The following is a 24,378-nucleotide window of genomic DNA, read 5'->3' as shown; positions in this document are numbered from 1 at the left end:
CTGCACTCATTCATTTGATTTTAAAAAGATCACCAACTGATAAAATCAAGCTCTATTCAATATAACAAATAGGATCATGCATGCAACTGACTTATGCGGGACAGGTTTTCTTGGTGGTGGTTGCGACCTTATGTATCTGGTCTTTTGTACTGACAAAGTTTTGGCTAAAGCGTTTAGCCAAGAATCGTGACAGCAGTAAGTTTGAATTTGCTTATTTATTTGTTGTGGTGTTTAGCATCAGTTCTTTATTTTTCCCTTTTAGCTATTGGGTCTCGCAAGCGGTATATGGTTTAGCGACTAAGCCTAGCTATGATGCAACCATCGTGAGCTATCACTCTGAATGGGTTGATACCGAACGTACGGATTCCAACGGGCGTAAATATAAAACCAAAACTTTAATGCATACGGCACAAGTACAATTTAAAGATGATCAAAACAGAACATTGGTCTTGGATAATTCAGTTCGTTCAGGCGATGTTCCTGTAGTCGGAGATCATATTCAAGTGGTTTATAAGGCAGGTGATCATTCTGCTCAGGAAAAGAGTTGGCGCACGGGTCTACTGTTTGCCGCAGTCCTGTTTATGCTGTTTATTATGGGCTATATCTTGGTCATGATTATTGCCTATGCTTTGAATCGAAACATGGATCCTTACAAAGCCTTTGCCAACTTCTTAATTTTTAGAATCACTCTCCCGCTTGGCACCATGGCGATGTTTGGGATGTTATCTTATTCAGTTTTTGCCTATTTCTTTTTGGGAGATCCACAGAATCTACCTGTCTGGGCAGTTGCAATTTGTGGCTTCTTTGCACTCTGCCTTTTATCACTGATTTACCATATTTTGACAGGTTGGAAAGCGTATAGAAGGTAATGTGATTCCTCCGTTATTCTCCGATTTCCGTTAGATAAGCGATTCCTACACTTTTACCTTGAAAATCCAATATTGGATAATTTTTCATCAAGATAATTTCATCTAGAACTTGTCCAAATAGGATTTCACAGACCAAAAATTCATTCAGAATTTTCTTTTCTTCATCTTTCAAATATAGGCGTATCATATGAGTTGAATCTTCTATTTTTATAAATAAGATCATACTGATATATAAATCATTATTCTTGTTATGAAAATCAACGTAGTCAGCAGCAATGTCTTTATGATGTAAGCAAATATATCCCTGACAAATCATTTGTTTTTCTACCATTTATTCTTTCCTACATAACAAAAAAGCGCATCTTTCGATACGCTTTTAGCAGAATTTCTTTTATTTAATCAAGCATTAAAGATCAAATAATTTACCTGGATTCATAATCCCTTTCGGATCGAATGCCAACTTCAATGCTTTCATATATTCAATTTCTTCAGGCGAACGTGAATACTCTAAATATGGCTTCTTGGTCATGCCCACACCGTGCTCGGCAGAGATTGAACCATCATATTTTTTCACGGTATCAAATACATATTTATTCACCACCTGACACTTCGCAAAGAACTCATCTTTGGTCAAGTTTTCAGGTTTTAGAATATTTAAGTGCAAGTTACCATCACCGATATGACCAAACCAGCAGATTTCAAAGTCAGGATAGTTATCTTGAACAATTGTATCAATCTCCCGAATAAATGCAGGTACGTGGGTAATTAATACTGAAATATCATTTTTGTATGGAATAAACGGCGCGATTGATTCAGAAATATCTTCGCGTAAACGCCATAAGCTTTCGACCTGATCAAGGCTCTGGCTCATAACGCCATCAAGTACCCAACCTTGCTCCATACAATGCTCAAAGATTTCCATTGCCTTGTCGACAATCGGCTCATACGGCGCTTCAAACTCAAGCAATACGTAGAATGGGCATTGTGTTTCAAATGGACGTTGTACATGACCGCGGTCGAGTACCTTTTGCATCGCAAGTTCACCAAAGAACTCAAATGCTGTTAAGTCGATATCTTTCTGGAAAGCATGTAATACAGGCATTACTGCATCAAAATCAGGGACACCGAGAACCAGTACCTGTAAGTTCTGTGGTTGACGCTCAAGCTTGATTTCAGCTTCAGTGACTAAACCCAATGTGCCTTCGCCGCCGATAAATAAATGCTGAAGCGAATAACCCGTCGCATTCTTAATCATGCCTTTGTTTAAACGCAGGACATCACCTTTACCTGTAACGACTGTCAAGCCAAGTACCCAGTTACGGGTCATACCGTATTTAATGACTTTAATACCGCCCGCATTGGTCCCGATATTACCGCCAATCTGGCTTGAGCCCGCTGATGCAAAGTCCACTGGATAGTACATACCTTGCTCTTCGGCATAATTCTGTAATTGCTCAGTCACCACACCTGCTTGTACTCGTACCATACGATCCGCTGGGTAGAATTCAAGAATCTGGTTCATCTTGTCAAAGCTAATTACAATCTCGCCATTGGTTGCGACAGCGCCCGCTGAAAGACCTGTACGACCGCCTGATGGGGTAATTGCAACATTAAACTGGTTGGCAAGTTTGACAATGGCCTGCACTTGTTCAGTGCTTGAAGGGAAAACGATGACTGATGGGTTCGGATCAAAATGTTTAGTGTGATCACGTCCCCAATTTTCCAAACTGTCGGCATCGGTTTTAATACGGTTTTCACCCACAATTGCCGTTAATTGGGTCAATAACTCAGGTGTTAAAGCGACTGAAGCATTCATCGTTTACAGGCCTAGCAAGAAGTAAAGATAGAGCGTCTGGATAACAATATAATATTTTTCAATATTTTAAATTGTAGTATCCAACATATAGAAACTCGGCAGAACAGCGCAAACCTGATGGTTTCAGGTTTGACTATCAGATACCTGCATTTTACATAGAAGCAGGCATGGGATAAAGCGTAGGTTAAAGATACTGTGATAACAAAATGTGTTTAACCAATAAAATTCACTCTTAACTGAAAAATTATCATCAATTCTGATGCGGTAATTTTAAACGAAATATTTATATCTCAAAGCTGTATGCTATAGTACTGCAACTAAATTTTGGCCTTTGTAGCGGAGCCGTAATGAGCCAACATCTATCACTACCTAAAGACAAAATCCGTTTCCTTCTGTTAGAAGGTGTGCATCAAAATGCCATCGATACCTTAAACGCAGCGGGTTATACCAACATCGATTACCACAAAACTGCGCTTGAAGGCGAAGCTTTGAAAGAAGCGGTTAAAGACGCTCACTTCATTGGTATTCGTTCCCGTACACAATTGACTGAAGAAATCTTTGCAGCTGCGAATAAACTGATCGCGGTTGGCTGTTTCTGTATTGGTACAAACCAAGTCGATTTAAAAGCGGCAATGTCTCGTGGTATCCCAGTTTTCAATGCACCGTATTCAAATACACGTTCGGTTGCAGAATTGGTTCTTGCTGAAACGATTCTGTTGCTTCGTCGTGTACCTGAAAAATCGAAAGATACGCATGCGGGCGGTTGGAATAAAGCTGCGGTGGGTTCGTTTGAAACTCGTGGTAAGACTTTGGGTATCGTCGGTTACGGCTCGATCGGTTCACAACTTTCTGTATTGGCAGAAAGCTTAGGTATGAAAGTCATCTACTTTGATGCTGTGACTAAATTACCATTAGGTAATGCACGTCAAGTTGGCTCTTTAGATGAACTTTTAGAAACTGCGGATGTGGTGACTTTACACGTTCCAGATGTTCCATCTACGCGTAACTTCTTCAAGAAAGAACAGTTCGCGAAAATGAAAAAAGGCTCAATCTTCTTGAACGCAGCACGTGGTACATGTGTTGTGATCGAAGACTTGGCTGACGCAATCAAATCAGGCCACATCGCTGGTGCAGCGGTTGACGTATTCCCGAAAGAACCAAAAGCAAATGGCGAAGAATTCCTGTCTCCACTGCGTGGCTTAGACAATGTGATCTTAACCCCGCACGTGGGTGGTTCGACGATGGAAGCGCAAGCAAACATCGGTTTAGAAGTTGCTGAAAAATTCGTTGCTTATTCAGATAAAGGTATGACCCTTTCTGCGGTGAACTTCCCAGAAATCGCATTGCCACTTTCTGATGGTCAGCACCGTTTACTTCACATCCATAAAAACGTTCCAGGTGTGTTATCGAAGATCAATACATTATTTGCTGAACAAGGGATCAACATCTCTGGTCAGTCTTTAATGACCAAAGGTGATATCGGTTACCTCGTCATGGATGTTGATGCATCTGCGTCTCAAGAAGCGCTTGATACATTGAACCACGTTGAAGGTACCATCCGCGTTCGCGTATTGTTCTAATCTCTGTCTTAGAACAATCCAGAAAAAGCCACAGTTGATGCTGTGGCTTTTTTATAGGCATTTGAATTATTATGTGAATATTATACTGAATGTAAAAAAATAAGATGTCTAACCCTGTACTGAAAACACCTCTACATGCTTTATTGCTCCTGATGATTGCCATGTTATGTGTACAAGGCAGTGGTTCTTTAGCCAAAGTCCTGTTTCAAAGCTTTCCTGTACTGACCGTCTCTGCGATGCGCCTATTTTTTGGTGCAATCATTCTGGCCATCATTTTTAAGATCTGGACTATTAATTTCAAAGTGGTTCGCTGGAAAGCCATTCTGACTTATGGTGTCGCCCTTGCAGGGATGAATGCCCTGTTCTATTTATCGCTTGAACGTTTACCTCTTGGTCTAGCTGTAGCCTTTGAATTTATCGGCCCCTTAAGTGTGGCGCTCTATCATGCTCGCCAAAAATACGATTTTATTTGGGTCGGCTGTGCCATTTTAGGTCTGGTCTTATTGTTTCCATTACAGCAAGCGCAACAAGGTCTGGATCTCGTCGGGGTATTCTTTGCTGTGAGTGCGGGTGCATGTTGGGCACTGTATATTATTGCGGGGCAAAAACCGTCAGGTATTTCGGGTAATCACACCGTCTGCTTAGGCATGTCGATTGGTATGCTCTGCTTACTGCCTTTTGCGCTCTTTTCAGGGGCAATAGATCGGGTGTTTGAACTGCCAAATTTATATTATTTTATTGGTCTTGCGATTTTAGCCAGTGCCTTACCCTTTACCTTAGAAATGATCGCCTTGCGCAGTTTAACTCCGCTTAGCTTTGGTACATTGATGAGTCTGGAACCCGCGGTTGCTGCACTCTCAGGCTTTATCTTTCTGGGTGAAATGTTACTTTGGAATCAGTGGCTTGCCTTGGGTACGATTATCATTGCTTCGATTGGTTGTACCTTTACCACACAACATGCTCGACAGCAAAAAGAGGCTGGATAATCAAAGTATTCAGTAAGTGCATATGGAAGAATATTTAGAACTCACGTTGATGACCTTAAACACCTTGTCTGAGCAAGCTGGTAAACCCATCAACCAGTCAGCTTATCTGGCCTCTTTAATGCAGGCTTCAACTCAAGGCTATCTATTCGAATACCGAAATAATCAGCAATTACTGGGTTACTTCACTGTTGAGTACATGGAACAGCAGACCTGGTTTGTTCCAATTTTAGTTGTTCATCCAAAGTACCGAACACGAAAGGTATTTACATCATTACTTTCGCAACTCATTCAATTTATTGAAGCTAAACAGGCGACAACTTTAATCAGCCACGCATTAAAAAATAATACCTTATCTATAAAATTCCATAAACGATTAGGCTTTAACGTCATTCGAGAGAATCACATCGCTTTTGAATTTCAACTCGATATTAATGAAACAACCAAAAAGGCATGGTGTTCTTTTTATTCACAAGGAATACATTCTCATGGCTAAACACCTTATCATCGTCCTATGCATGAAGTGGCTACCAACATGAAAAATCTTCAGTTAGTCGCTGTGTTGTACATGGTTTTATCCATGCTGTCTTATCAAATCAGTGCTTCATTCGCCAAGCAATTGATTGCCACACTCGATCCACTCACAGTGACGATTTTAAGACTGTGTTTTGCCACCATTCTGGTTGCAGTCATGTTTCGTTCATGGAAAATCATTTCCAAATTAAAGGAACTCAAATGGCGTGATTTACTGTGTTATAGCGCTGCCTTATGCTGTATGAATATTCTGTTCTATACCTCTTTAGGCAAGCTTCCTCAAGGAATTGCTGTTGGTCTGGAATTTATTGGCCCGCTGGGTTTGGCACTGCTCTCGATTAAACAGCGCAGTGACTATATTTGGGTCGCATTTGCGATTTTAGGTATTGCTTTAATGGTGCCGTGGCATGATGCCAATGCGCAACATTTTTCCTATATCGGTGCGGCATGTGCATTGAGTGCAGGTTTCTTCTGGGCACTGTATATTTATTATGGACATCGTGTGGTACAGCAAAATATCGGCATGCATGCGCTGACCATTGCGATTGGTTTATCCGCCATGACCTTACTGCCTTTTGGTCTATGGAATAATGCTCCTGTACTTCTGGACACGCAATATTGGGGCAAAGCACTGGTCATTGCACTGCTAGCAACTGCGATACCTTATGCACTGGATTTAATGGCACTGAAACGTCTCAGCAAACTCAGTTATGGGACGCTTTCCAGCCTTGCGCCTGCACTTGCAGCTTTAGCAGGTCTGGTATTGTTACACGAGCGAATTAGCCTGATTCAATGGGTGGCTTTGGCTTGTATTATGGTCGCGTCGATTGGTGTCACGTTGCGCGGAGGGAAGACATAATTTTTTAAGGAAAGTATTAGGAACTGGAGATTGATATGGAAATTGATGAAGAGCTCACCCTTAAAAAAATACAAATCTTTCTGGCTTTTATGCGTTGTGGAAATCTTTCCAAAACAGCAACTGAAATGCAGCTCAGCAATGTCAGTGTTCATAAAGCCTTACACTCACTGGAAAGTGCCCTACGTTGTCCACTTTTTAAAAATGAAGGTCGTAATTTAATTCCATTAAAGAGCGCTTATGTATTTGAAGAACGTGCGCAAAAAATCGTACAGGACATTTTTATTACGGTAAATAAAACCAGAGAAGCTGCGGGCTTTGCAGCCAAAGTTCTACATTTAGGTTCTCTTTATTCTTTAACCGTAAAAACGATTCCCAATGTGATTAGCGGACTCAAATTAAGACGTAGTGAACTCGATATTCAATTACTTCTTAGTTCCAATCAGGATCTGGTGAAAAAGCTTAAAACTACAGAACTTGATGCCATTATTGTGGCACTTAATGAAACAACACAAGATGATGACTTTGAAATTTTACCGATGTTCTGTGATGATATTTTTTTAGCGGTAAATAAAGACTCTAAATATGCTGATTTTGAGGAAATTGATCTCAGTCTACTCAAAGAAGAGACCTTTTTGACTTTAACTCAGGGCTTTGCCACCCATAATGACAGTGATTTCATTTTTAAAAAAGCTGGTTTTTCACCTAAAGTCGCCTTACAGCTCAATGATATTTTTACTTTAATCAGTATGGTTAGCTCAGGCGTTGGTTTTGCTCTTTTGCCCGGCCGTATTTCTGCGGTATATGAAAGCTCAGTTAAGCTCATTCCTTTAAAACAGCAATACCATCTGCAACAGGAAATTGGGCTGGTATTTCTAAAAAGTAAGGAACGTGATCCCAATTTACTGGCATTAATTGCAGAGTGCCGTATGTTTGCTTCTCATGTGCAGAAATGAATGATAAGCAACTTATAACAAATGAATAAGTTGCAAATATTCATGCTTGATTAGTTAGCCGAAAATTGCATTTACCGTGAGAAAAAAGACAGATGGGCCAAGTAAACAGCCTAGACCTGTATAAAAGGTTGCCACTAATGCACCATAAGGAACTAATCGGACATCTGTACCTGCCAATCCTGCGGCTGTACCACTGGTTGTGCCAGCCAGCCCACCAAAGACCATGGCTGAACGTGGACTTTTTAGATACATGAATTTTGCAAGGAGTGGTGTGCCAACCATAAAGAACACCGATTTGATCAGGCCAATTGCGATAGAAAGCGCAATCACATCTGAACTTGCACCAATGGCTGTGCCTGTAATTGGACCCACAATATAAGTCATAGCGCCTGCGCCAATCGTTGTCATGGAAATCGGATCTCGATATCCCATAACCCATGCAACCATTACACCAATTACAAAAGGAACAATACAGCCAAGCGTGAGTGCAATCAGGCCAATTTTTCCTGCTTTTTTGACTTCTTTGACATCCACTTCAAACGCAGTCGATGCAATTGCCAGATCACGGATCATTGCACCGCCCAACAGCGCAAAGCCAGAGAAAATAGCAATATCAGAAATCCCTTTTGTACCTTGTGTATAGACGCCTGCAAAATACGCCACCACAAGCCCTAAAGTAATGGCGATTGCTGAGCTTTGCAGTTTTCCTTTGGTCAAATATTTTGACAGCAGATGAGATACAAACATCATCAAACCTGTGACCGCAAGTGCAGTCACCAAAGCATTTTTTGTAAATACCGTAATTAACTCGTCCATTGTTTAAGTCCTTTTGTTATTCATTATCGTGAGGATTATTTATGCTGCTTTTTCAGTGCCTTCTATTGTCCATTCATAGGTTTCATAATCACCACTTAATCGATTTAAATGGCGAATAACCAGCACCGTCCCAATCAGGGAGGTAATAGAAACGATCAGTCCCAACATACCGCCAGATAACGCTGCAACCACATTTTGCCCTGCCGACATCGCCACCACGATTGGAATATACATACCGGACCAATATAAGATTCCAAACTGTGTCACCTGTGGTAAATAACCTTTTTTTGCTAATAATTCTTTAGCGAGAATCAAAAGAATCATAGAGATGGCGACACCACCCACATTGGCTTTTACCCCGATAAGGACGCCTAAGGTATTGCCAAGATAATCACCGAGTAAATGACAAATCGCTAAAATTGCTGTTCCATATATAATCATTGTAAATCCCTCATATCCTTGGATTACTTACATTTTTAAATCACATTCCCATAGAAATCTGATTTTCCTGTTCTTTTTGCATTGCCATTCGAATGCTATCTAAGCGCGTTCCCTGAAATGACAATACAGTTCCTTCTTGAAAAGTTCGACGTGCAAGTGTCGTCAGTACCGTTCCCGGTAAAGCTTCAATCTGTAATCTGACACCTCGTTCCCATGCCGCCTGAATAGTGCTTTCCCAATCTACAGTGCGACTCATATTAAAAGCCAAGTCATCACCAATCTGTTCTGGCCTGCCAAGTGTACGCGCCGTTGTACCACTTAAATAACGTATTTTAGGCTGCTTTAAAGTCACTCCCTCCATAGACGCTGCAAGCTGCTCAGCTTGCTGACTTAATAATTCGCAATGCGATGGCACCGATACATCTAATTTTTTTGCCACTACACCTTGTTGCTTCGCCAAAACTGCAACTTGGTTCATGGCTTCAAAGCGACCTGAAATAACGATCTGGTTATGTGCATTAATATTGGCGACAAAAACCTGTGGCGTTATTTCATAAACTTGATTCACCCACTTCTCAACAGATGTGCGATCTGTACCTATTAATGCGGTCATGCCATATCCCGAAGGATAGGCGTTTTGCATAAGTTCACCACGATAGGCAACCAAACGAACAGCATCTTCATAGGCTAAAACGTCTGCTACAACTGCAGCTGACCAAGCACCAATCGATAGACCCGCGACATAATCAGGCATTAATTTTTCAGCAGTTAATAGGGCTGAACTCACCACACCTGAAATCAGTAAACATAGCTGTACTGAACGTGTCGATTGCAATGCAGCCGAGCTGTCCAACAACAAGACATCTTCTTTAAGTGCATCCGATGCACGCTCAAGGTATTCTTTAATCAGAGTCGTTTGTGGCAGGTCGTGCAGCATATTGCTTCTTTGCACTCCCTGTCCTGGATACACCCAAATCGAAGCCATGATACCTACTCCCTAATTCCATGGGTTTTCTACTAAAACAGCACCATCAGGACGCTTCAATAAAACTTTTCCACGATTCCCAGCCCATTCTTTTAACGCCAATCCACCTTGTGGAAGTTGAAGCTGTATATCCACATTCAGCCCTACTTGCTGAAAATTTTCGAGTAGCTTAATTGCCTGCTTTTTGGCAAAAGGTTGTTCAGCTCGAATCAACAAATCTATATCACTTTGCTGAGTTACCGTTTTAATGCCAGTTGCTAGCTCAAACCCGAAACTTCCTGTATACCCCCAACATCCTGAAAAGTTTTTCATAATGCTAGAAATGCTCTGTAAACGTTCTGCCAAGTGCTCAAACTGTTGCGTATCTACGCGAGTCAGCGCTTCTGGCTTAAGCTGTTTGCTAATTGCAGATCGTGGCATCTGAGCTGCATAGCGTTGATGACGAAATTGCCCTCTTACACCCACAGCCACCTGATCTACAGGAGTAATTGCCCGTCGAACGACAACAGGATCGCCTCGTAATAACACCTCTCTCACCCAAAGTGGAGCATCATCAGCCAAGCAATCGACCGTCATGCCCCACAGTAAATCATGGGCTTCGAGTTTAAGTTTCATGACCATTGCTCACGCAATAATTCACGGACTTTTTTAGACATCTGACGATTTTGTCCGTGAAGTCGTTGTTCCAGACCTCTGGACGGCTCAGCATGAATCTCTTTAAATGCTCGAGCAACTATCTGCTTCACTAACAAAAGATCTTCGTTTGTCGGTTGTTCAGGGTTTTCGACAGATAACAGTTCAGATAACAAACCAAGCGTGGCATAACTTTCAATGTCATAAGCCATTGGCGGAATGCTTGATGCCAATTGCTCTAACTCATCAACCGACCGCAAGGTAACGCGTGCAGCAGATTCCTTACCCATCGCATGCACCATAACACCTGAATCTTTTAAGGCAATAATACGATTGGCTTGGTATCCATGCGCCAGGAAAGCACCCGACATCGACTTACCAACCAATAAACTGACAATAGGATGGCCTGCTAATCTAGCTCTAGCATAGCTATCTACTGCACCCGCTAAAGCTTGATGAATACCTAATAATTCTTCGCGGCGCCCATAGGCCTGACTCGGGACATCAACCAAACATAAAATGCCGCGTTTATTTTCAGTCTGAGCATCGGCTTGAATCACGTCATCAACTGCTTTTGCTAAATTCCAGCCTTCCAGCAGTCCAACTTCACCTTGTCTCGCGCGTGGGAACAGATTATTACTGTCTTGGACAACTGCAATCACACGTACTGCTTGCTGATCGATCAGACCATCAGCCACCCAAACAGAAGCTGGAAAACCTTCAACTGTCTTAAAGTCCTGTGTAAATGCTTTAAACCAATGTGCACCACGAGTAGATGCTTTTAATGTATCAACGGCGATATTCATGCTTGCTCTCCTTGATACAAAGCCTGAACCTGTGCCGGAGTAATTTGCTCGGCAGTATCGACTTGTTGTAGCTGCGCTAAATAGAATGCGTAATTTGAACTGCGATGTTGATGAGGCAAACCTTGTTGCAAATAATCAATCACTTGTTGACGGATTATATTACGGTCATCATCAACATAAGCATCGGCCAAACCACTGGCGAAGCGCTGATTACCACCTGTAATACTCCAAATAAATGGACGATCTTTGGCGTTATATTCTTGTATGCCTGCTTCCTGCTCAATCACTTGTGGGCCATTCAACCCCAATCTGCCTTCTTGCGTCATCACAATATAACTGCATAATCCAGCAGCAATTGACATACCACCAAAGCACCCGACACTCCCAGCAACCACAGCAATCACGGGTTGATACTGACGTAAATTCACAATTGCGGCCTGAATTTCAGCAATTGCAGCCAAACCCAGATTTGCCTCTTGTAAACGAACGCCACCCGTCTCTAACAGTAAAATTGCAGCAGTAGGAATACCCTTGAGATTATCTTCAACCGCAAGCTCTAAAGCGCCCGCAATTTTGGCACCACCAACTTCACCCAAGCTTCCACCTTGGAATAAACCTTCAATTGAAATTAAAACTACTGGCTGTTCTTGAATAGAACCTTTTGCAATCACCACGCCATCATCGGCTTGCGGGACAATATTCTGCCGAATCAGCCAAGGTGACATGACGCGTGCAAACGGATCAAGCAACTCTCGAAAAGTGCCTTTATCTAACAATGCTTTGGCACGTTCCCTTGCGCTGAGTTCAATAAAATCCTGTTTATTTAACAAGCTCTCGATATCAGTCATGCGCAATCTCCTCTAATGCTTGTTCCAGACGTAAGCGAACCACACCGGGGGTTGCACCAAAGTCATGAATATCAATTTTGACCGCTGGCGGTGTTTGTGCAGTAAAAATTCGTTCAAACAGATTGTGCCAACGTGCCGCACTACCATCTACCGAAGTGACGACATGAATAGAAGCTTTCCCTTTCTCGCCAGGTTCCATCAAAATTTCTAAATCACCCGAGCCCACACATCCAACCAATGCTTTTTTTACAGGTGGCTCTGTCGCAACAAACTCAAAATGAAGTGTTTCCATCATCAAAATCCCTCTTTATTTTTTAAAGTTGACTGCTCAACACGATCTATAAACAAGGTTGCTGCCAACAAATCTGCAGCACCGCCGGCAGAAGCTTTCATACGAAGCAGATCAATCTCTAAAAGATGCAAAGCACGTCGGCCTTCCAAGCTTGAGCTTCCGCCCAAATCCAGTACTTGCTGTGCCCCTTGTTGCATACGCTTTAAACCCGATATGCCCGAGCGATAAAGCACGCAGGTATCGGTCAGGTCAGTCATCATGGCAAGCAAGGCATCTAGACGAGCGAACGCTTCTTTCATAGGTTTACTGCGACTTTGATAAAGCTGCTTTAAACCAAAATTCACAATCGTTGGAAAACCTTGTTGAGCCTGTTCTTTGGCGCCTAAGATGCCTAATTTCTTTTGTACCTGCTGACCATGACTTAAAGCCTGCTCAGGAATAAAACGATCTTCAAGCTGGGCAATCTGACCTGCTAACTGACATAGCTCAACAGCCGATAAATATTGTTGATTGGTACGTGCCAATGCTGCCGCCGTCACCATTAAACCCAAGGCCCAAATTGCACCGCGATGTGTATTGACGCCATCTGTCGCCAACATCATGACTTTTTCACCTTGGCGGCCAATTTCACCAATGTCTTCACGCAAAGCTAAACAAACTTTCCCGTGATGCACTGCGGCTTGAGCCATTGTCTCGAACATGGGCTGTAAACTTTTTGCAGAGCGCTCCATTAAGTCCAAAGTGAGATCATCATGTGCACCACTACCACGGCGATCAACCAAGGCAGGTTTTGGTGTCAGATTCACTTCATCAATCAGAGCCTCGACCGCCATATCTGCCAGAAGCTGACTATCGCTGAGTGTTTGATATTGAACTTGTGCCATCATTACCAACTCCTGAATTTTGCAGGGGGTTGATATAAACCATCTGACCATGTCACCAAGTCGGCAATATTTTTCGCAGCTAACAGCTCACGCGTTGCATCGGTGCGGCGAATGCCTAAATCCTCAGGAAATACCACCAAACCTTCACGTCTTAAACGCGCTGTCGTTTTAGGGTCTTGGCTTAAACCAATACTGGTCACGCCTGCCACCGCAGCAATCATGGCTTGACGCTCTTCTTGGCTGCTTGCTTTATATAGATAAGCAATGCCTTCTTCGGTCAGTAGATGGGTGACATCATCGCCATAAATCATGATTGGGGCTAAAGGTAGACCTGCCGTTTTAGCCACATCAATGGCATCAAGACGATCTACAAAAGTCGGCTTGCCACCCTCTTGGAAGGTTTCCACCATTTGAACAACTAACTTTTTACCACGTGCCAAATAGGTTTCTGTTTCATTGGCACCTTGCAAACGCATATCAAGCCACGCTGGCGTATCATGACGACGTCCACGCGGATCATGCCCCATATTTGGTGCTCCACCGAAGCCCGCTAAACGCCCTTTGGTCACAGTCGAAGAATGACCCATGCCATCAACCTGCAACGTTGCACCAATAAATAAATCAACCGCATATTGACCTGCCAGTTGACACATCATGCGGTTGGAACGTAACGCACCATCACGACCTGTAAAGAAAACATCGGGACGAGCTGCAACATATTTTTCCATACCGAGTTCGGTACCAAAACAATGCACACTTTCAACCCAACCCGTTTCAATTGCTGGAATTAAGGTTGGATGCGGATTCAATGTCCAGTTTCGGCAAATTTTTCCTTTTAAACCTAAAGACTCGCCATAGGTCGGCAAAATCAGTTCAATCGCCGCAGTGTTAAAACCAATGCCATGATTTAAAGATTGCACATTATGCTTTTCATAAATTCCGCGAATTGCCATCATCGCCATAAGCACATGCACAGGCTTAATGTGTTTTGGGTCACGAGTAAATAACGGTTCGATGTAAAATGGCTGGTCTGCCACAACCACATAATCAACCCAAGAGGCAGGAATATCGACACGTGGTAACTCTGAGACGTCATCAACCAGTTCATTCACCTGAACAATCACGATACCGTCGCTAAAAGCCGCTGGTTCAATGAGTGCAGGAGAATCTTCGGTACTTGGCCCTGTATAGATATTGCCATGACGGTCTGCCATAAAGCCCGCCGACAGCACCACATTTGGAATTAGATCGACCACCAAACGCGAATACAGTTCGATATAAGTATGAATCGCACCGACTTCCAATAAACCATCTTCAATGAGCTGGCTAATGCGCAAACTCTGGGGACCAGCAAAAGAAAAGTCCAGTTTTCGTGCAATGCCTTTTTCAAATAGATCTAGATGTTCGGAACGACCAACGCTTGGCATGATCATATGCAGATCATGCAAAACATCTGGATTGGTTTGCGCTAAAGAACGCGAGAGGAAATCTGCCTGTTTTTGATTATTGCCTTCGAGTACAACTCTGTCGCCCGGTGTAATCAATGTTTCTAAGACTTTAATAATGTCTTGAGTTGGAATGACCACACCATCGGTATATTGGTTTGCCATATCCAGCTTTAGCTGTTTAGCATGACGCCGCTTTGTCCATAACCGTTCTTTATTCTGAACTGAGCCTTCCATGTGTACTTACCTATAGATCACAGTTTTATTCTGAATCTATAAAAGCGCTTTATGAAATTTTGATCAATCAACCTACAGCGCTGGTTATTAACCTGAAGTTAATGGTTTTTCAGAAATCGCTGTAATATCAAAGGGTTTAAGCCTTTATTTATTAAAATATTTATGATGTTCCATTCAAAATCTGATATCCCAATCGACAAATCAAGATACTCACCAAAATCAGGAATAAAATACGGATAAAGCCACTGCCATATTTTAAAGCCAAACGTACACCCAATAATGAGCCTGCAATATTAGCAACCGCCATCATCAAGCCTAGTTCAAACAGCACATGACCAGTTGGAATGAAGAAGCTTAATGCCGCCAGATTGGTCATTAAATTGCCAATCTTTGCCAATGCCGAAGCATGTAAAAAATCGACCTGTAGAAAACGAATAAAAAAGAAAATAAAGAAACTGCCCGTACCAGGGCCAAAAATACCATCATAGAAACCAATGGCTAGACTACCCATTGCAGCCAGTACCAATAATTTTGGCGTGATTTGTTGATCGACATGGACTTGCCCAAACTGCTTTTTGGCGAAGGTATAAATCGCAATCACAATCAGCATGACCAAGACAATGGGTCTTAAGATATGTGTCGGAATCAATGATACACATGCTGCACCAATAAAGGAGCTAATAAAGGCAAACAGTGCAATCACGCCCAACAGCGACCACTGCAATTTCACCCGACGTACAAATGAAAATGCAGCAGAGCCTGTCCCAAAAATGGATGCCAGCTTATTGGTTCCAAATAAGGTGGCTGGTGCGGTCTGCGGTAAAGCGCCCATCAATGCGGGAATCTGAATCAGCCCACCTCCGCCTACGGCAGCATCAATTGTTCCTGCACAAAAAGCAAAGAACACCAGTGTCAGAATCAGTTCCCATTCCATGGATAATACCTTTTATAAATTTAACAAGCGTTTTGGTACCAAACGTTTTTTATCTGTGATTTCAGCCAGACCTAGACAACGTTCGCCATCGAAAACCAGTACTTCAGGCGCAGCTTCATGATCAATATTACTTTCCTGACCATTGCCAAAATATTTTTCACGGCCTTCTGGCAATTGCACACGCGGAAAATGCTCAACGGGTGCATACACAGGTAGCAATAAAGCATCCCGTTGTTCTAAAGTCAGGCCTTCAAGATATTCGATGGTATAATCTGGATTAATTTCAAAATGCCCGGTTTGGGTACGGTGCAACTTGGTTAAATGCCCACCACATCCCAAAGCTTCACCAATATCTTCACCCAATACACGAATATATGTGCCTTTCGAGCAGGTCACATCTAGCGTCAGGCTATCTTCGGTAAAATCAACTAAGCTTAAATCATAAATCGTAACTGGACGTGCTTCACGTTCAATCTCAATGCCTTTACGTGCCAATTCATATAATGGACGGCCTTCACGCTTCAATGCTGAATACATTGGTGGTACTTGCTGAATATCGCCTCTGAATTGCGCCAGCACCTGTTCAATACTTTCTGCCGTTAAAGTTGGTACTTCTCTCTGCTGGAGAATTTCACCTTCAACATCACCCGTCGCCGTGGTTTGCCCTAACTTGACCGTAGTTTGATAGCGTTTGGTTGAATCGAGTAAATAATGCGAAAACTTGGTCGCCTCACCTAAACAGATGGGCAATAGTCCTGTTGCCAATGGATCAAGTGCACCTGTATGCCCTGCCTTTTGAGCATTAAAAAGACGACGCACCTTTTGCAATGCTGAGTTAGAACTTAAACCTAAAGGCTTATTTAATAGGAAAACACCGCTTAAATGGCGGTAAGCACTTTTTTTCATAAAAAGAAAAATCAAAGCATAAAGACCTATTTTAGCAAAACTAGGTCAAGGATTTAGAAAAGGATTGGCTTTTAAGCACAAACAGACATAAAAAAATGCGCCAAAGGCGCATTTTTTTGCTTTACAACAAAGTTAAAATTAACCTTGTTTACGAGCTGGTAACTTTTCACGAATACGTGCAGCTTTACCAGACAACTCGCGTAGGTAGTAAAGTTTAGCACGACGAACGTCACCACGACGTTTCACTTCGATCTTAGCAACGATTGGAGAGTGAGTTTGGAAAACACGCTCAACACCAACACCGCTAGAGATTTTACGAACTGTGAAAGCAGAGTTTAAACCACGGTTTTTCTTCGCGATTACAACACCTTCAAATGCTTGAAGACGCTCACGGTCACCCTCTTTTACTTTAACTTGAACGATAACTGTATCGCCCGGTGCAAAAGCAGGGATGTCTGATTTTAACTGTGCATTTTCAACAGCTTGAACTAAAGGATGTTTACCACTCATGTGGAATCTCCAATATGTGCGGGAGAGAAGAGGTCTCTGACACCGCTGGGAATAGAGGCTAAAGCGCATATTTCCCGTTTAACTTTCCCCTTAAGACAAACGTCCTAAAGAGCCTATTTTTAACTTAAACCAAGTTTAAGTAGAACTCGAAGCGAAGCTTCTCGTTGGGTGCGAAGATAAACTGATACCAGTTTAACCTTTCGAATTTTTTAACCATTTAATTTGCTGTTTGCTCAACTCTACTTTTTCAACCAGTTCTGGTCGACGATCTAAAGTTCGTTGATAACGCTGCAAAAAACGCCATTTCTCAATATTGGCATGATGTCCTGATTTAAGTACCTCAGGCACATCTAACCCTTCGAAATGGTCAGGCTTTGTATATTGTGGACAATCCAGAAGACCATCTACAAAAGAATCTTGTATCGCAGATTGCTCGTCAGTCATAACATTGGGCAAACGGCGAATAATACTATCGAGCAACACCATGGCAGGAAGTTCACCACCCGATAAAACGTAATCCCCGATTGACCATTCTTGATCAACATAATGCTGGATTAAACGCTCATCGACGCCCTCATAACGCCCACACAATACAATCAAACCATCATAATCAACGAATTGTTGTACTGCCTGCTCATTTAAGGTTTTGCCTTGCGGTGACATATACACCACTGGGGCATGAACACAGCCTGCTTGTGAAGCAAGTTGTTTGGCATGATTAATTGCTTTTGCCAAAGGCTCAGCCATCATCACCATACCTGGGCCACCACCGAAAGGACGTTCGTCCACCCGTTTGTAATTGCCCTCAGCAAAATCTCGTGGGTTAATGCAAGTCACTTGCACGATGTCACGCTTTGCTGCACGTCCGCTAATCCCGTACGCTGTAATCGCTTCAAACATTTCAGGAAACAATGTGATGACTGCAAAAAACACCGCAGACTCCTCTATTTTCCTGCTGCGCTACTTTCCCTAAAAGGATTAGTAGTCTACGCCCCAATTGACGTAAATACGACCAGCTTCAAGATCAACGCGTTGTACCACATCTTTATGCCACGGAATCATTCGCTCTTCAGCATCAACACTGTCAGCAGTCGCTTTAACGACCATGACATCATTGGCACCTGTTTCAAACAGTTCGTAGATTTGACCGAGATTGACTTCTTGTTCTTCATCATCAAGACCTAACACCGTTAGACCTTTAAGATCAGACCAGTAGTACTCGTCTACATCTGCTTTTGGAAGCTGAGATTTGGCAATCCAGATATTTGCGCCAACCAGATTTTCTGCACCAGTGCGATCATTTACGCCCTTTAATGCAACAACCAAGCCTTTGCCATGTGGTTTCCAACGTTTCACATCTATTGTTTGCCAACCTGCCTTGGTCTCAATGTACCAAGGAAGGTAGTCAAACATATTACTCATAGGTTCAGTATTTGAATAAACCCAGAGCCACCCATTCAATCCATAAGCTGAACGTAACTGTCCAATCTGAATACGATCTTCTGGCACATTCTGTGTCGATGTCATGGGCTACCTACTACTATTACGCAGCAGTTGCAGCTTTTTTAGCTTGAGCAGCTAAAGAAGCAACGCGCTCTGAAGGTTGAGCACCTTGAGCAACCCAGTGAGCAAAACGGTCAGCGTCTAAACGAACTTTTTCAGCTTTACCTTGTGCAGTTGGGTTAAAGAAACCAATACGTTCGATGAAACGACCGTCACGTGCGTTACGGCTATCAGTTACAACGATTTGATAGAATGGACGTTTTTTTGCACCACCGCGCGCTAAACGAATAACAACCATGAGAACAACCTTATAATTTTTACGGATTATCCCTGCGCCGACCATCGGCAACACTTCAAACCCCTTTCATAGAGGGCGATATTCTACGTTAAATTGACTTTGAAATAAAGATTATTTTTCGGCTTATCCACAGCTTTGAATTTAATTGATAAAATCTGCTGGCTTACCAGTCTTCTTTATCTAATCCACAATCTTGAGCTGTAATATTTGCAGGTGTTTTGGTCTTACATTTAATGCCCGCACTGGTCAAAAGTAATGAATAATTTCGCGGGCTCTGGCTCACTGCTTTTAAAGACCATGTTTGAGCATTCACAGTTAAGGTAAGGGTAAATTTCTGCTTGCCACTGCTTGCGTCTAAAGGTAAAAGTAGACTGTTATTGGTTGCATTCGCTACCGAGTAATAAGGTCCCTGATTTGTAGATGTGCCTTTTAGTACAAATCCATCATAACTAAAGTTACGCGCCCGATGCTTTTCCAGCAGCTCTGCAACCTTTAGCATTTCCTGTTGTGCTGTAGATAGTTCTGCACGGCGGATATAAACCTGATAACTCGGAATAGCGATCGCTGCGATAATCGCAATGATTGCCACCGTAATCATCAGTTCAATCAAAGTGAAGCCTGTAGCTTTAATTAATTTACGCTCGTCGCAGGAAGGAGAGTGCACATCTCTCCTTCCTCTTAAGGCAACATAATAGTATCGCTTCCTTTTATTCATTACGTTCATACCAAGTCAGTGGAACCAGTTGGCGACGCATGGTATTCGCAGATAATTTGCTACTTCCGATTTTGTCTTTGGCATTTGGATTGAGCAGCTGACGTGTAATTCCATTTTTGTCACCCAGTCCAATACCCGCACCCACCATCGACTCAACAATTCCATGCCCAGCCCCAAAACTCATCGTGGTATCTTTGACATCTTGTTCACATACACCAAAAGGTAAGCAATAACGTTGCACTGTAGTTGCGCCATTGGCCTGAATTTTACAACCATTCCCTGCAGTGGTGTTTGGATTATAGACGCTGACATAGAGGCTCTTATTCATCACCACCATTTCACCCAGCACCTTACTTCCAGTCTGACTGGTTAAAGCAGTTTCATTGCCCTGAGCATCCAGTTCTTTTCCAACCACACTATTTGCCTGTACATACCAGCCATTTGGAATCATGGCCTTCACTTGTACCAGATTTTTGCCTTTTAGTTCACTTGCTGTCAGCATTGCTTTAATATCCGTGGCTAAAAATTTTGGCGTGCTATTACTGCTACTTGCAGTGGAGAAATTACGACGAACCACATCCTGATCAAAAAGATTATAAACAGTGCTGCTTGAATTCTTATCGCTATATGGCAGGCTGCGATTTCCTGATGCAATACTAATCACAGCAAGGGGTTGTTCATAGCCGTATACACTAAAGTTTAGTGCTTCATAGAAACGGCTATTGGCATCTTTAAACAGCATACTGTAACTACCACATCCGCCATCTTTGGTTCCGAAATCTTTACTCAAATCGATCCGCCAGACTTGACCTCCCAAATCACCAAAATAAAGATGATCAGTCACTCCATCTCCGTCTCGGTCAACTGCATTGATACGGCTCACAACACTATATAAGTCTTTCATTTTCATGCCATGATTGGTATCACCTGAACCACATGATGTGCTTTGATTATCGCCGCCTGCATACCAGATCAGGTCACCATTGTCTGCATCGAACATATACACCATACGTCCTTTGGTTGCATTTGAAATCACTGGTGCGGTTTTTTCATATTCCATATCATAGCCACCACCAACAATCATGACGCGTTTTGCTGCACCTTTATACATGATGCTGGTAATGGTCGGTTTAGACCAGCTTTGTCCCATTGCAGCTAAAGCCGTATTGGTTGTGGTTTTATAGGTTCCATCAGCTTGCAGACTAATAATACGATTGCGATCTGGATCAATGTGGAATTTAAGTTTAGGTTGACTGATATCGCTGAGATCTAAGGCATAGTAACTACGCCCTCCCATACGTAAACCACCATAGGCGATTTGTTTGCCTTTCGCGACCACTTTACCATCGCTCTTGATCTCACCAACAGTCGCGACAATTTCACTGCTGACACTGCCACTACTTACTGCTTTCATCCCATAAGCATATTCGCTATAAATAGTCCATGCACCATCAATGCCGTATGCCATATCTGCTTTTACGCCAGCTGGTTTTTCTAAAAATGCTTTGCTTTGTTGGGTATTTTCCAGCATTTCATTGGGTACAAAAGCAAAGCTTTCTTCACCCGTTTTGGCATCAACGACATGCAACAAACCTTGTGTGGTGCCAAATAACATATAATCCTTGCGTTCTTTAACACTGTTATCTGCATTAAAAACAGCTTCCTGAGTCAATTTAACAGGTGTTGAATGCAGGTTCATGCCCACTTTCCAGTTGGTACGATTTGCTTCAGTCAGGTCTGCTGTGGTTGCGGCATTACCCACGTTATATCCCAACAGATTCATAAGCAGATAACCTTTATCATCTGAACGGACTGTAGTTCCAGAACCGCATTTAACGTCCAGATACTTATTATTAATTGTCTTTAAGGCACCCACCTCAGTGAATTGATAGGCGGTTGTATTGTCAATTTGCTGACAGTCGCGATTGATCAGAACTTTACGCTCTGTAATGATCGGCTTGGTCGGATCTGAATTATCCGTTTTATTTTTCAGATTTTTGAGCTTGGCAAGCAACCCGCCCTTATTCCAATCCTGAACATCATAGCTGCTTGCTGAAATATCCCAGGCATCTTTCAGCTTATTCACAGAATTGTCTGTTTCAACATAGTATTTTTTGAAGTTACCTATCCAACTGGCTTTTTCAGTTGGTTCAAACATACTTTTATAAACATCATTACTCATACGATAAGGCGTAAGTGGATCTTCAGGAATGGTTTGTAAACCAATCGGATCACCGTCTGTTACACCTAAATTATCGTGAAAGTCTTTAATACTTTGTGCAATATTCTGGCTATTGGCTGCGTTATACCAGCCACCACCACCAATCACACCCCAACGTGCCATATTCTTGATATCTTCTGGATTACGCGGTAATAAACGATCTAACAAACTGGTAATTCCAGTTGTTAGGCCACTACCAATCAGACTATTCGGTAATAAACCATCTAATAGAGAACCCGTTACGCCAAGCAGATCCCTTACTGCTTTTGGCACAATACCCGTTAACAACTGATCCTGTGCAACATTGGTACTTGAAATCTGGGTCAAACCTTTAGTATCAGTGCTATTTTCTTGCCCAGCGATATAGTCAGGAAGTTGCAAGAAAGAGCGATCAAGTCCAATCACGGCCGTCTTAATTGGATTCGTTTTTAGTGCGCGAATATCACGTGCATAGGCGCCGATACACTGCCATGTCGCAAAGTCAGTATTGTCATTTGAGTTCTTATTATTACCTAGGGTGGTCGACTTCAAATCTGTTGAATTACATCTAAAGCTCCAACTATCATTCAAACGTCCATCTTTATATTGAACATTTAAACTCTGAGAGTTATCCAAAGAACGCGCCATTAAACGTTCCATTGCGACCTTAGTCGCTTCGGATTGGCTGCCTTTAGGTTGTAATAAAGAGTCAGTTAAAGTTGGAGCTATTGTCGGTACACCGCCAGCAATGACCATTAAGCCATTTGCATCACATTGTGGAGCAGTTGAAGGTGCTTGATAAAAATTACCATTACTTTTAATCAATGGATTAATTGTACTGTTATTCTTTTGGCTATCAGTAAAACCGCTATATTTCGCACTAACATCTGAGCGATATTCATAAAATATTTCTTGTGATCCTACACTTAATATCCCCAACACATTGAGCAAATTCGCATCAACAGATTTATAACCATTCGTATCTAGATTACCTAGACCTAAAAGCCCAACAAGTTCCCATTGTCCACTTGCACACGTTGTACCATCTGCCTCCCATCCAGTACACTTATAACTTGTTGGAATTCCCAAACCTCCTAATTTAAGAAGATAATTACGTTTTCCATATTGTCTTGCTCCAGTCCCTTTGGTGGTATTGCCAAGTAAATAAGCTCCTGTTTCTGCATAAGTACTTGCCATTGGGTTGTTCCCACCTAACCCCAGCATATTCAAAACATCTTTTAATGCATTGTTCGTATTTTCTAAATTTAAGAGCTCACCTACTGCATCAAATGGATTACTTAAAATTTTTCCTAATGTCGCAACTACATCATTCAGCAAACCACCCACCAGCTTAGGAACAATAGCCAATAAACTTTGTAAATTAAACTCACCTTTTGAGTCCATATTGGCGCTAGCAATATAATCAATGATATGTTGACGATGACTCTGTGTTTTTCCGTTATAGGTATAGACATCACTCAGCAATTTAGGCTCAAATACAATTGCCCCAGCACGATCATTCGCAATATGGTTATAAGGTGAAATTGATAACCCGACCATAGTGCTATCAGGTATCCGCTCCATATCTGGCAGACCCGCCTCACCCTTCTTACCTTTTAACACATCAGTCAGCGCCATACGGACGCGGGAGTTTTTATCATAGCAACGATAGATTCCCACAGTAGATGAATTGGTAATGGATTTGAGTAAACTAATATCAATCAACGGATCGCAGGTTTCACGAATATACTGTTCTGCCGATAAACCTGTTTTTACCCCTAATAGACCATTCAATAAATTATCTAACAGCTTGACGGTTGCATCTGTAGTTACGACCGTACAGGATTGGCGCGGGAATGGATAAGTTGTATTCGGCTGTTCAGTTTTGATTTCAGCAATAGAATCTAAAATTCCCTGCCCTTGTCCATTGCCGAGCACGCCTTTCAAAATTGCTTGATTAATAAGATCAGTTGCTTCTTTTGTGACATTAATTAGATCAGTCTGACCCGCAATTTTTATACCGAGATTTAATCCGTTTTTGCCCAGTACATCCGTAACACCTTGATCTACACACAGTGGATAATCTTTCACCAGATCCAAAAGACCAGCTCCCCCCATACTACGAGACTGATCTACCATCAACATTAATCGTTTTTTATTGCCCGCTGCAGGTTGATAAATTTCAATATCACTGGCCGATGTCACCGATGACAGGATTAAAAGGCTAGACAATACCGTACAACCCAACAGCAGGCCTTTAACTTTGTTCTTTTGTTGTTCTTCACACCTGTTGAGTTTCTTCATCTTCTTATTATTCATGGCATTTCTCCC

Annotated in this window: 25 protein-coding genes; 6 read left to right on the top strand and 19 right to left on the bottom strand. The window is 42.2% G+C overall.

The window, feature by feature from the left end; genetic code table 11:
* Positions 1-80: 80 nt before the first annotated feature.
* A complete protein-coding gene (locus PJ15_RS10135) occupies positions 81-869 on the top strand; it encodes a hypothetical protein (RefSeq protein ID WP_047430391.1) in 789 nt (262 codons plus the stop codon).
* Between the two features lie 13 nt (positions 870-882).
* Here PJ15_RS10135 and PJ15_RS10130 read toward each other — a convergent pair whose 3' ends face one another.
* Both PJ15_RS10130 and PJ15_RS10125 read right to left on the bottom strand, forming a co-directional pair.
* Positions 883-1,200, bottom strand: coding sequence for a hypothetical protein (locus PJ15_RS10130; protein WP_047430388.1), 318 nt, complete (start codon positions 1,198-1,200; stop codon positions 883-885).
* 75 nt (positions 1,201-1,275) lie between these two features.
* A complete protein-coding gene (locus PJ15_RS10125; RefSeq protein ID WP_004775981.1) occupies positions 1,276-2,685 on the bottom strand; it encodes an FAD-binding oxidoreductase in 1,410 nt (469 codons plus the stop codon).
* Positions 2,686-3,032: 347 nt separating this feature from the next.
* Between PJ15_RS10125 and serA the strand changes: the two genes are divergently transcribed.
* The 5 genes from serA to PJ15_RS10100 all read left to right on the top strand — a co-directional run bounded on the left by serA (position 3,033) and on the right by PJ15_RS10100 (position 7,594).
* On the top strand, positions 3,033-4,265 hold the full coding sequence (gene serA, locus PJ15_RS10120; protein ID WP_004775983.1) for a phosphoglycerate dehydrogenase: 1,233 nt from the start codon (positions 3,033-3,035) through the stop codon (positions 4,263-4,265).
* Positions 4,266-4,369: 104 nt separating this feature from the next.
* The gene (locus PJ15_RS10115; protein ID WP_047430385.1) at positions 4,370-5,251 is read left to right on the top strand and encodes an EamA family transporter; all 882 of its coding nucleotides are present in this window, start codon (positions 4,370-4,372) and stop codon (positions 5,249-5,251) included.
* A 22-nt stretch (positions 5,252-5,273) separates the two neighbouring features.
* Positions 5,274-5,744 carry a GNAT family N-acetyltransferase gene (locus PJ15_RS10110; RefSeq protein ID WP_047430383.1) on the top strand — a complete coding sequence of 157 codons (471 nt, stop codon included), beginning with the start codon at positions 5,274-5,276 and terminating at the stop codon, positions 5,742-5,744.
* 39 nt (positions 5,745-5,783) lie between these two features.
* Positions 5,784-6,641 (top strand): EamA family transporter, encoded by an 858-nt coding sequence (locus tag PJ15_RS10105; protein ID WP_047430672.1) that lies wholly within the window; start codon positions 5,784-5,786, stop codon positions 6,639-6,641.
* Between the two features lie 35 nt (positions 6,642-6,676).
* The gene (locus PJ15_RS10100; RefSeq protein ID WP_004775986.1) at positions 6,677-7,594 is read left to right on the top strand and encodes a LysR family transcriptional regulator; all 918 of its coding nucleotides are present in this window, start codon (positions 6,677-6,679) and stop codon (positions 7,592-7,594) included.
* Between the two features lie 54 nt (positions 7,595-7,648).
* Here PJ15_RS10100 and madM read toward each other — a convergent pair whose 3' ends face one another.
* The 17 genes from madM to PJ15_RS10015 form a co-directional block, all read right to left on the bottom strand.
* Positions 7,649-8,410 carry a malonate transporter subunit MadM gene (gene madM / locus PJ15_RS10095; protein ID WP_005259911.1) on the bottom strand — a complete coding sequence of 254 codons (762 nt, stop codon included), beginning with the start codon at positions 8,408-8,410 and terminating at the stop codon, positions 7,649-7,651.
* Between the two features lie 39 nt (positions 8,411-8,449).
* Positions 8,450-8,851: a malonate transporter subunit MadL gene (madL, locus tag PJ15_RS10090; RefSeq protein ID WP_004657521.1), complete on the bottom strand. Its 402-nt coding sequence runs from the start codon at positions 8,849-8,851 to the stop codon at positions 8,450-8,452.
* A gap of 40 nt (positions 8,852-8,891) precedes the next feature.
* Positions 8,892-9,836 (bottom strand): malonate decarboxylase subunit epsilon, encoded by a 945-nt coding sequence (gene mdcH / locus PJ15_RS10085; RefSeq protein WP_047430379.1) that lies wholly within the window; start codon positions 9,834-9,836, stop codon positions 8,892-8,894.
* A 12-nt stretch (positions 9,837-9,848) separates the two neighbouring features.
* Positions 9,849-10,457, bottom strand: coding sequence for a malonate decarboxylase holo-ACP synthase (locus PJ15_RS10080; RefSeq protein ID WP_155766458.1), 609 nt, complete (start codon positions 10,455-10,457; stop codon positions 9,849-9,851).
* Entirely contained in the window at positions 10,448-11,275 is an 828-nt protein-coding gene (gene mdcE / locus PJ15_RS10075) for a biotin-independent malonate decarboxylase subunit gamma (protein ID WP_047430375.1), read from the bottom strand. The genes PJ15_RS10080 and mdcE overlap by 10 nt, the downstream gene beginning before the upstream one ends.
* The gene (locus tag PJ15_RS10070; protein ID WP_047430372.1) at positions 11,272-12,123 is read right to left on the bottom strand and encodes a biotin-independent malonate decarboxylase subunit beta; all 852 of its coding nucleotides are present in this window, start codon (positions 12,121-12,123) and stop codon (positions 11,272-11,274) included. Before PJ15_RS10070 ends, mdcE begins: the two co-directional genes overlap by 4 nt.
* Positions 12,116-12,415 carry a malonate decarboxylase subunit delta gene (locus PJ15_RS10065; protein ID WP_047430667.1) on the bottom strand — a complete coding sequence of 100 codons (300 nt, stop codon included), beginning with the start codon at positions 12,413-12,415 and terminating at the stop codon, positions 12,116-12,118. Before PJ15_RS10065 ends, PJ15_RS10070 begins: the two co-directional genes overlap by 8 nt.
* Before the next feature lie 2 nt (positions 12,416-12,417).
* Complete coding sequence (locus PJ15_RS10060; RefSeq protein WP_047430369.1) at positions 12,418-13,302, bottom strand: triphosphoribosyl-dephospho-CoA synthase; 885 nt, start codon at positions 13,300-13,302, stop codon at positions 12,418-12,420.
* Positions 13,302-14,981: a malonate decarboxylase subunit alpha gene (gene mdcA / locus PJ15_RS10055; protein ID WP_047430366.1), complete on the bottom strand. Its 1,680-nt coding sequence runs from the start codon at positions 14,979-14,981 to the stop codon at positions 13,302-13,304. The genes PJ15_RS10060 and mdcA overlap by 1 nt, the downstream gene beginning before the upstream one ends.
* 160 nt (positions 14,982-15,141) lie before the next feature.
* Positions 15,142-15,915 (bottom strand): sulfite exporter TauE/SafE family protein, encoded by a 774-nt coding sequence (locus PJ15_RS10050; RefSeq protein ID WP_047430363.1) that lies wholly within the window; start codon positions 15,913-15,915, stop codon positions 15,142-15,144.
* Positions 15,916-15,927: 12 nt separating this feature from the next.
* Positions 15,928-16,821, bottom strand: coding sequence for a tRNA pseudouridine(55) synthase TruB (gene truB / locus PJ15_RS10045; RefSeq protein WP_005259935.1), 894 nt, complete (start codon positions 16,819-16,821; stop codon positions 15,928-15,930).
* A 138-nt stretch (positions 16,822-16,959) separates the two neighbouring features.
* Positions 16,960-17,331 (bottom strand): 50S ribosomal protein L19, encoded by a 372-nt coding sequence (rplS, locus tag PJ15_RS10040; protein ID WP_004657502.1) that lies wholly within the window; start codon positions 17,329-17,331, stop codon positions 16,960-16,962.
* A gap of 192 nt (positions 17,332-17,523) precedes the next feature.
* Positions 17,524-18,264, bottom strand: a complete 741-nt coding sequence (trmD, locus tag PJ15_RS10035) for a tRNA (guanosine(37)-N1)-methyltransferase TrmD (RefSeq protein WP_005259937.1) — start codon at positions 18,262-18,264, stop codon at positions 17,524-17,526.
* A 45-nt stretch (positions 18,265-18,309) separates the two neighbouring features.
* Positions 18,310-18,858: a ribosome maturation factor RimM gene (rimM, locus tag PJ15_RS10030; RefSeq protein WP_004776004.1), complete on the bottom strand. Its 549-nt coding sequence runs from the start codon at positions 18,856-18,858 to the stop codon at positions 18,310-18,312.
* 16 nt (positions 18,859-18,874) lie between these two features.
* Positions 18,875-19,132 carry a 30S ribosomal protein S16 gene (gene rpsP / locus PJ15_RS10025; RefSeq protein ID WP_004776006.1) on the bottom strand — a complete coding sequence of 86 codons (258 nt, stop codon included), beginning with the start codon at positions 19,130-19,132 and terminating at the stop codon, positions 18,875-18,877.
* Positions 19,133-19,295: 163 nt separating this feature from the next.
* Positions 19,296-19,730: a type IV pilin protein gene (locus PJ15_RS10020; RefSeq protein WP_406935476.1), complete on the bottom strand. Its 435-nt coding sequence runs from the start codon at positions 19,728-19,730 to the stop codon at positions 19,296-19,298.
* 109 nt (positions 19,731-19,839) lie between these two features.
* On the bottom strand, positions 19,840-24,366 hold the full coding sequence (locus PJ15_RS10015) for a pilus assembly protein PilY (protein ID WP_047430357.1): 4,527 nt from the start codon (positions 24,364-24,366) through the stop codon (positions 19,840-19,842).
* Positions 24,367-24,378 lie beyond the last annotated feature (12 nt).

Source organism: Acinetobacter sp. neg1 (assembly GCF_000788125.1).
In the GTDB taxonomy this organism is placed as follows: domain Bacteria; phylum Pseudomonadota; class Gammaproteobacteria; order Pseudomonadales; family Moraxellaceae; genus Acinetobacter; species Acinetobacter vivianii.
The sequence above is the reverse complement of the archived record's forward strand: the minus strand, read 5'-3'. Positions and strand labels throughout refer to the sequence as shown.

Excerpts from the sequence above, each read along its gene's own strand:
- PJ15_RS10135 (WP_047430391.1), top strand. The coding sequence starts at position 81 with ATGCAACTGACTTATGCGGGACAGGTTTTCTTGGTGGTGGTTGCGACC.
- PJ15_RS10130 (WP_047430388.1), bottom strand. The coding sequence starts at position 1,200 with ATGGTAGAAAAACAAATGATTTGTCAGGGATATATTTGCTTACATCAT.
- PJ15_RS10125 (WP_004775981.1), bottom strand. The coding sequence starts at position 2,685 with ATGAATGCTTCAGTCGCTTTAACACCTGAGTTATTGACCCAATTAACG.
- serA (WP_004775983.1), top strand. The coding sequence starts at position 3,033 with ATGAGCCAACATCTATCACTACCTAAAGACAAAATCCGTTTCCTTCTG.
- PJ15_RS10115 (WP_047430385.1), top strand. The coding sequence starts at position 4,370 with ATGTCTAACCCTGTACTGAAAACACCTCTACATGCTTTATTGCTCCTG.
- PJ15_RS10110 (WP_047430383.1), top strand. The coding sequence starts at position 5,274 with ATGGAAGAATATTTAGAACTCACGTTGATGACCTTAAACACCTTGTCT.
- PJ15_RS10105 (WP_047430672.1), top strand. The coding sequence starts at position 5,784 with ATGAAAAATCTTCAGTTAGTCGCTGTGTTGTACATGGTTTTATCCATG.
- PJ15_RS10100 (WP_004775986.1), top strand. The coding sequence starts at position 6,677 with ATGGAAATTGATGAAGAGCTCACCCTTAAAAAAATACAAATCTTTCTG.
- madM (WP_005259911.1), bottom strand. The coding sequence starts at position 8,410 with ATGGACGAGTTAATTACGGTATTTACAAAAAATGCTTTGGTGACTGCA.
- madL (WP_004657521.1), bottom strand. The coding sequence starts at position 8,851 with ATGATTATATATGGAACAGCAATTTTAGCGATTTGTCATTTACTCGGT.
- mdcH (WP_047430379.1), bottom strand. The coding sequence starts at position 9,836 with ATGGCTTCGATTTGGGTGTATCCAGGACAGGGAGTGCAAAGAAGCAAT.
- PJ15_RS10080 (WP_155766458.1), bottom strand. The coding sequence starts at position 10,457 with ATGGTCATGAAACTTAAACTCGAAGCCCATGATTTACTGTGGGGCATG.
- mdcE (WP_047430375.1), bottom strand. The coding sequence starts at position 11,275 with ATGAATATCGCCGTTGATACATTAAAAGCATCTACTCGTGGTGCACAT.
- PJ15_RS10070 (WP_047430372.1), bottom strand. The coding sequence starts at position 12,123 with ATGACTGATATCGAGAGCTTGTTAAATAAACAGGATTTTATTGAACTC.
- PJ15_RS10065 (WP_047430667.1), bottom strand. The coding sequence starts at position 12,415 with ATGGAAACACTTCATTTTGAGTTTGTTGCGACAGAGCCACCTGTAAAA.
- PJ15_RS10060 (WP_047430369.1), bottom strand. The coding sequence starts at position 13,302 with ATGATGGCACAAGTTCAATATCAAACACTCAGCGATAGTCAGCTTCTG.
- mdcA (WP_047430366.1), bottom strand. The coding sequence starts at position 14,981 with ATGGAAGGCTCAGTTCAGAATAAAGAACGGTTATGGACAAAGCGGCGT.
- PJ15_RS10050 (WP_047430363.1), bottom strand. The coding sequence starts at position 15,915 with ATGGAATGGGAACTGATTCTGACACTGGTGTTCTTTGCTTTTTGTGCA.
- truB (WP_005259935.1), bottom strand. The coding sequence starts at position 16,821 with ATGAAAAAAAGTGCTTACCGCCATTTAAGCGGTGTTTTCCTATTAAAT.
- rplS (WP_004657502.1), bottom strand. The coding sequence starts at position 17,331 with ATGAGTGGTAAACATCCTTTAGTTCAAGCTGTTGAAAATGCACAGTTA.
- rimM (WP_004776004.1), bottom strand. The coding sequence starts at position 18,858 with ATGACATCGACACAGAATGTGCCAGAAGATCGTATTCAGATTGGACAG.
- rpsP (WP_004776006.1), bottom strand. The coding sequence starts at position 19,132 with ATGGTTGTTATTCGTTTAGCGCGCGGTGGTGCAAAAAAACGTCCATTC.
- PJ15_RS10020 (WP_406935476.1), bottom strand. The coding sequence starts at position 19,730 with ATGATTACGGTGGCAATCATTGCGATTATCGCAGCGATCGCTATTCCG.
- PJ15_RS10015 (WP_047430357.1), bottom strand. The coding sequence starts at position 24,366 with ATGAATAATAAGAAGATGAAGAAACTCAACAGGTGTGAAGAACAACAA.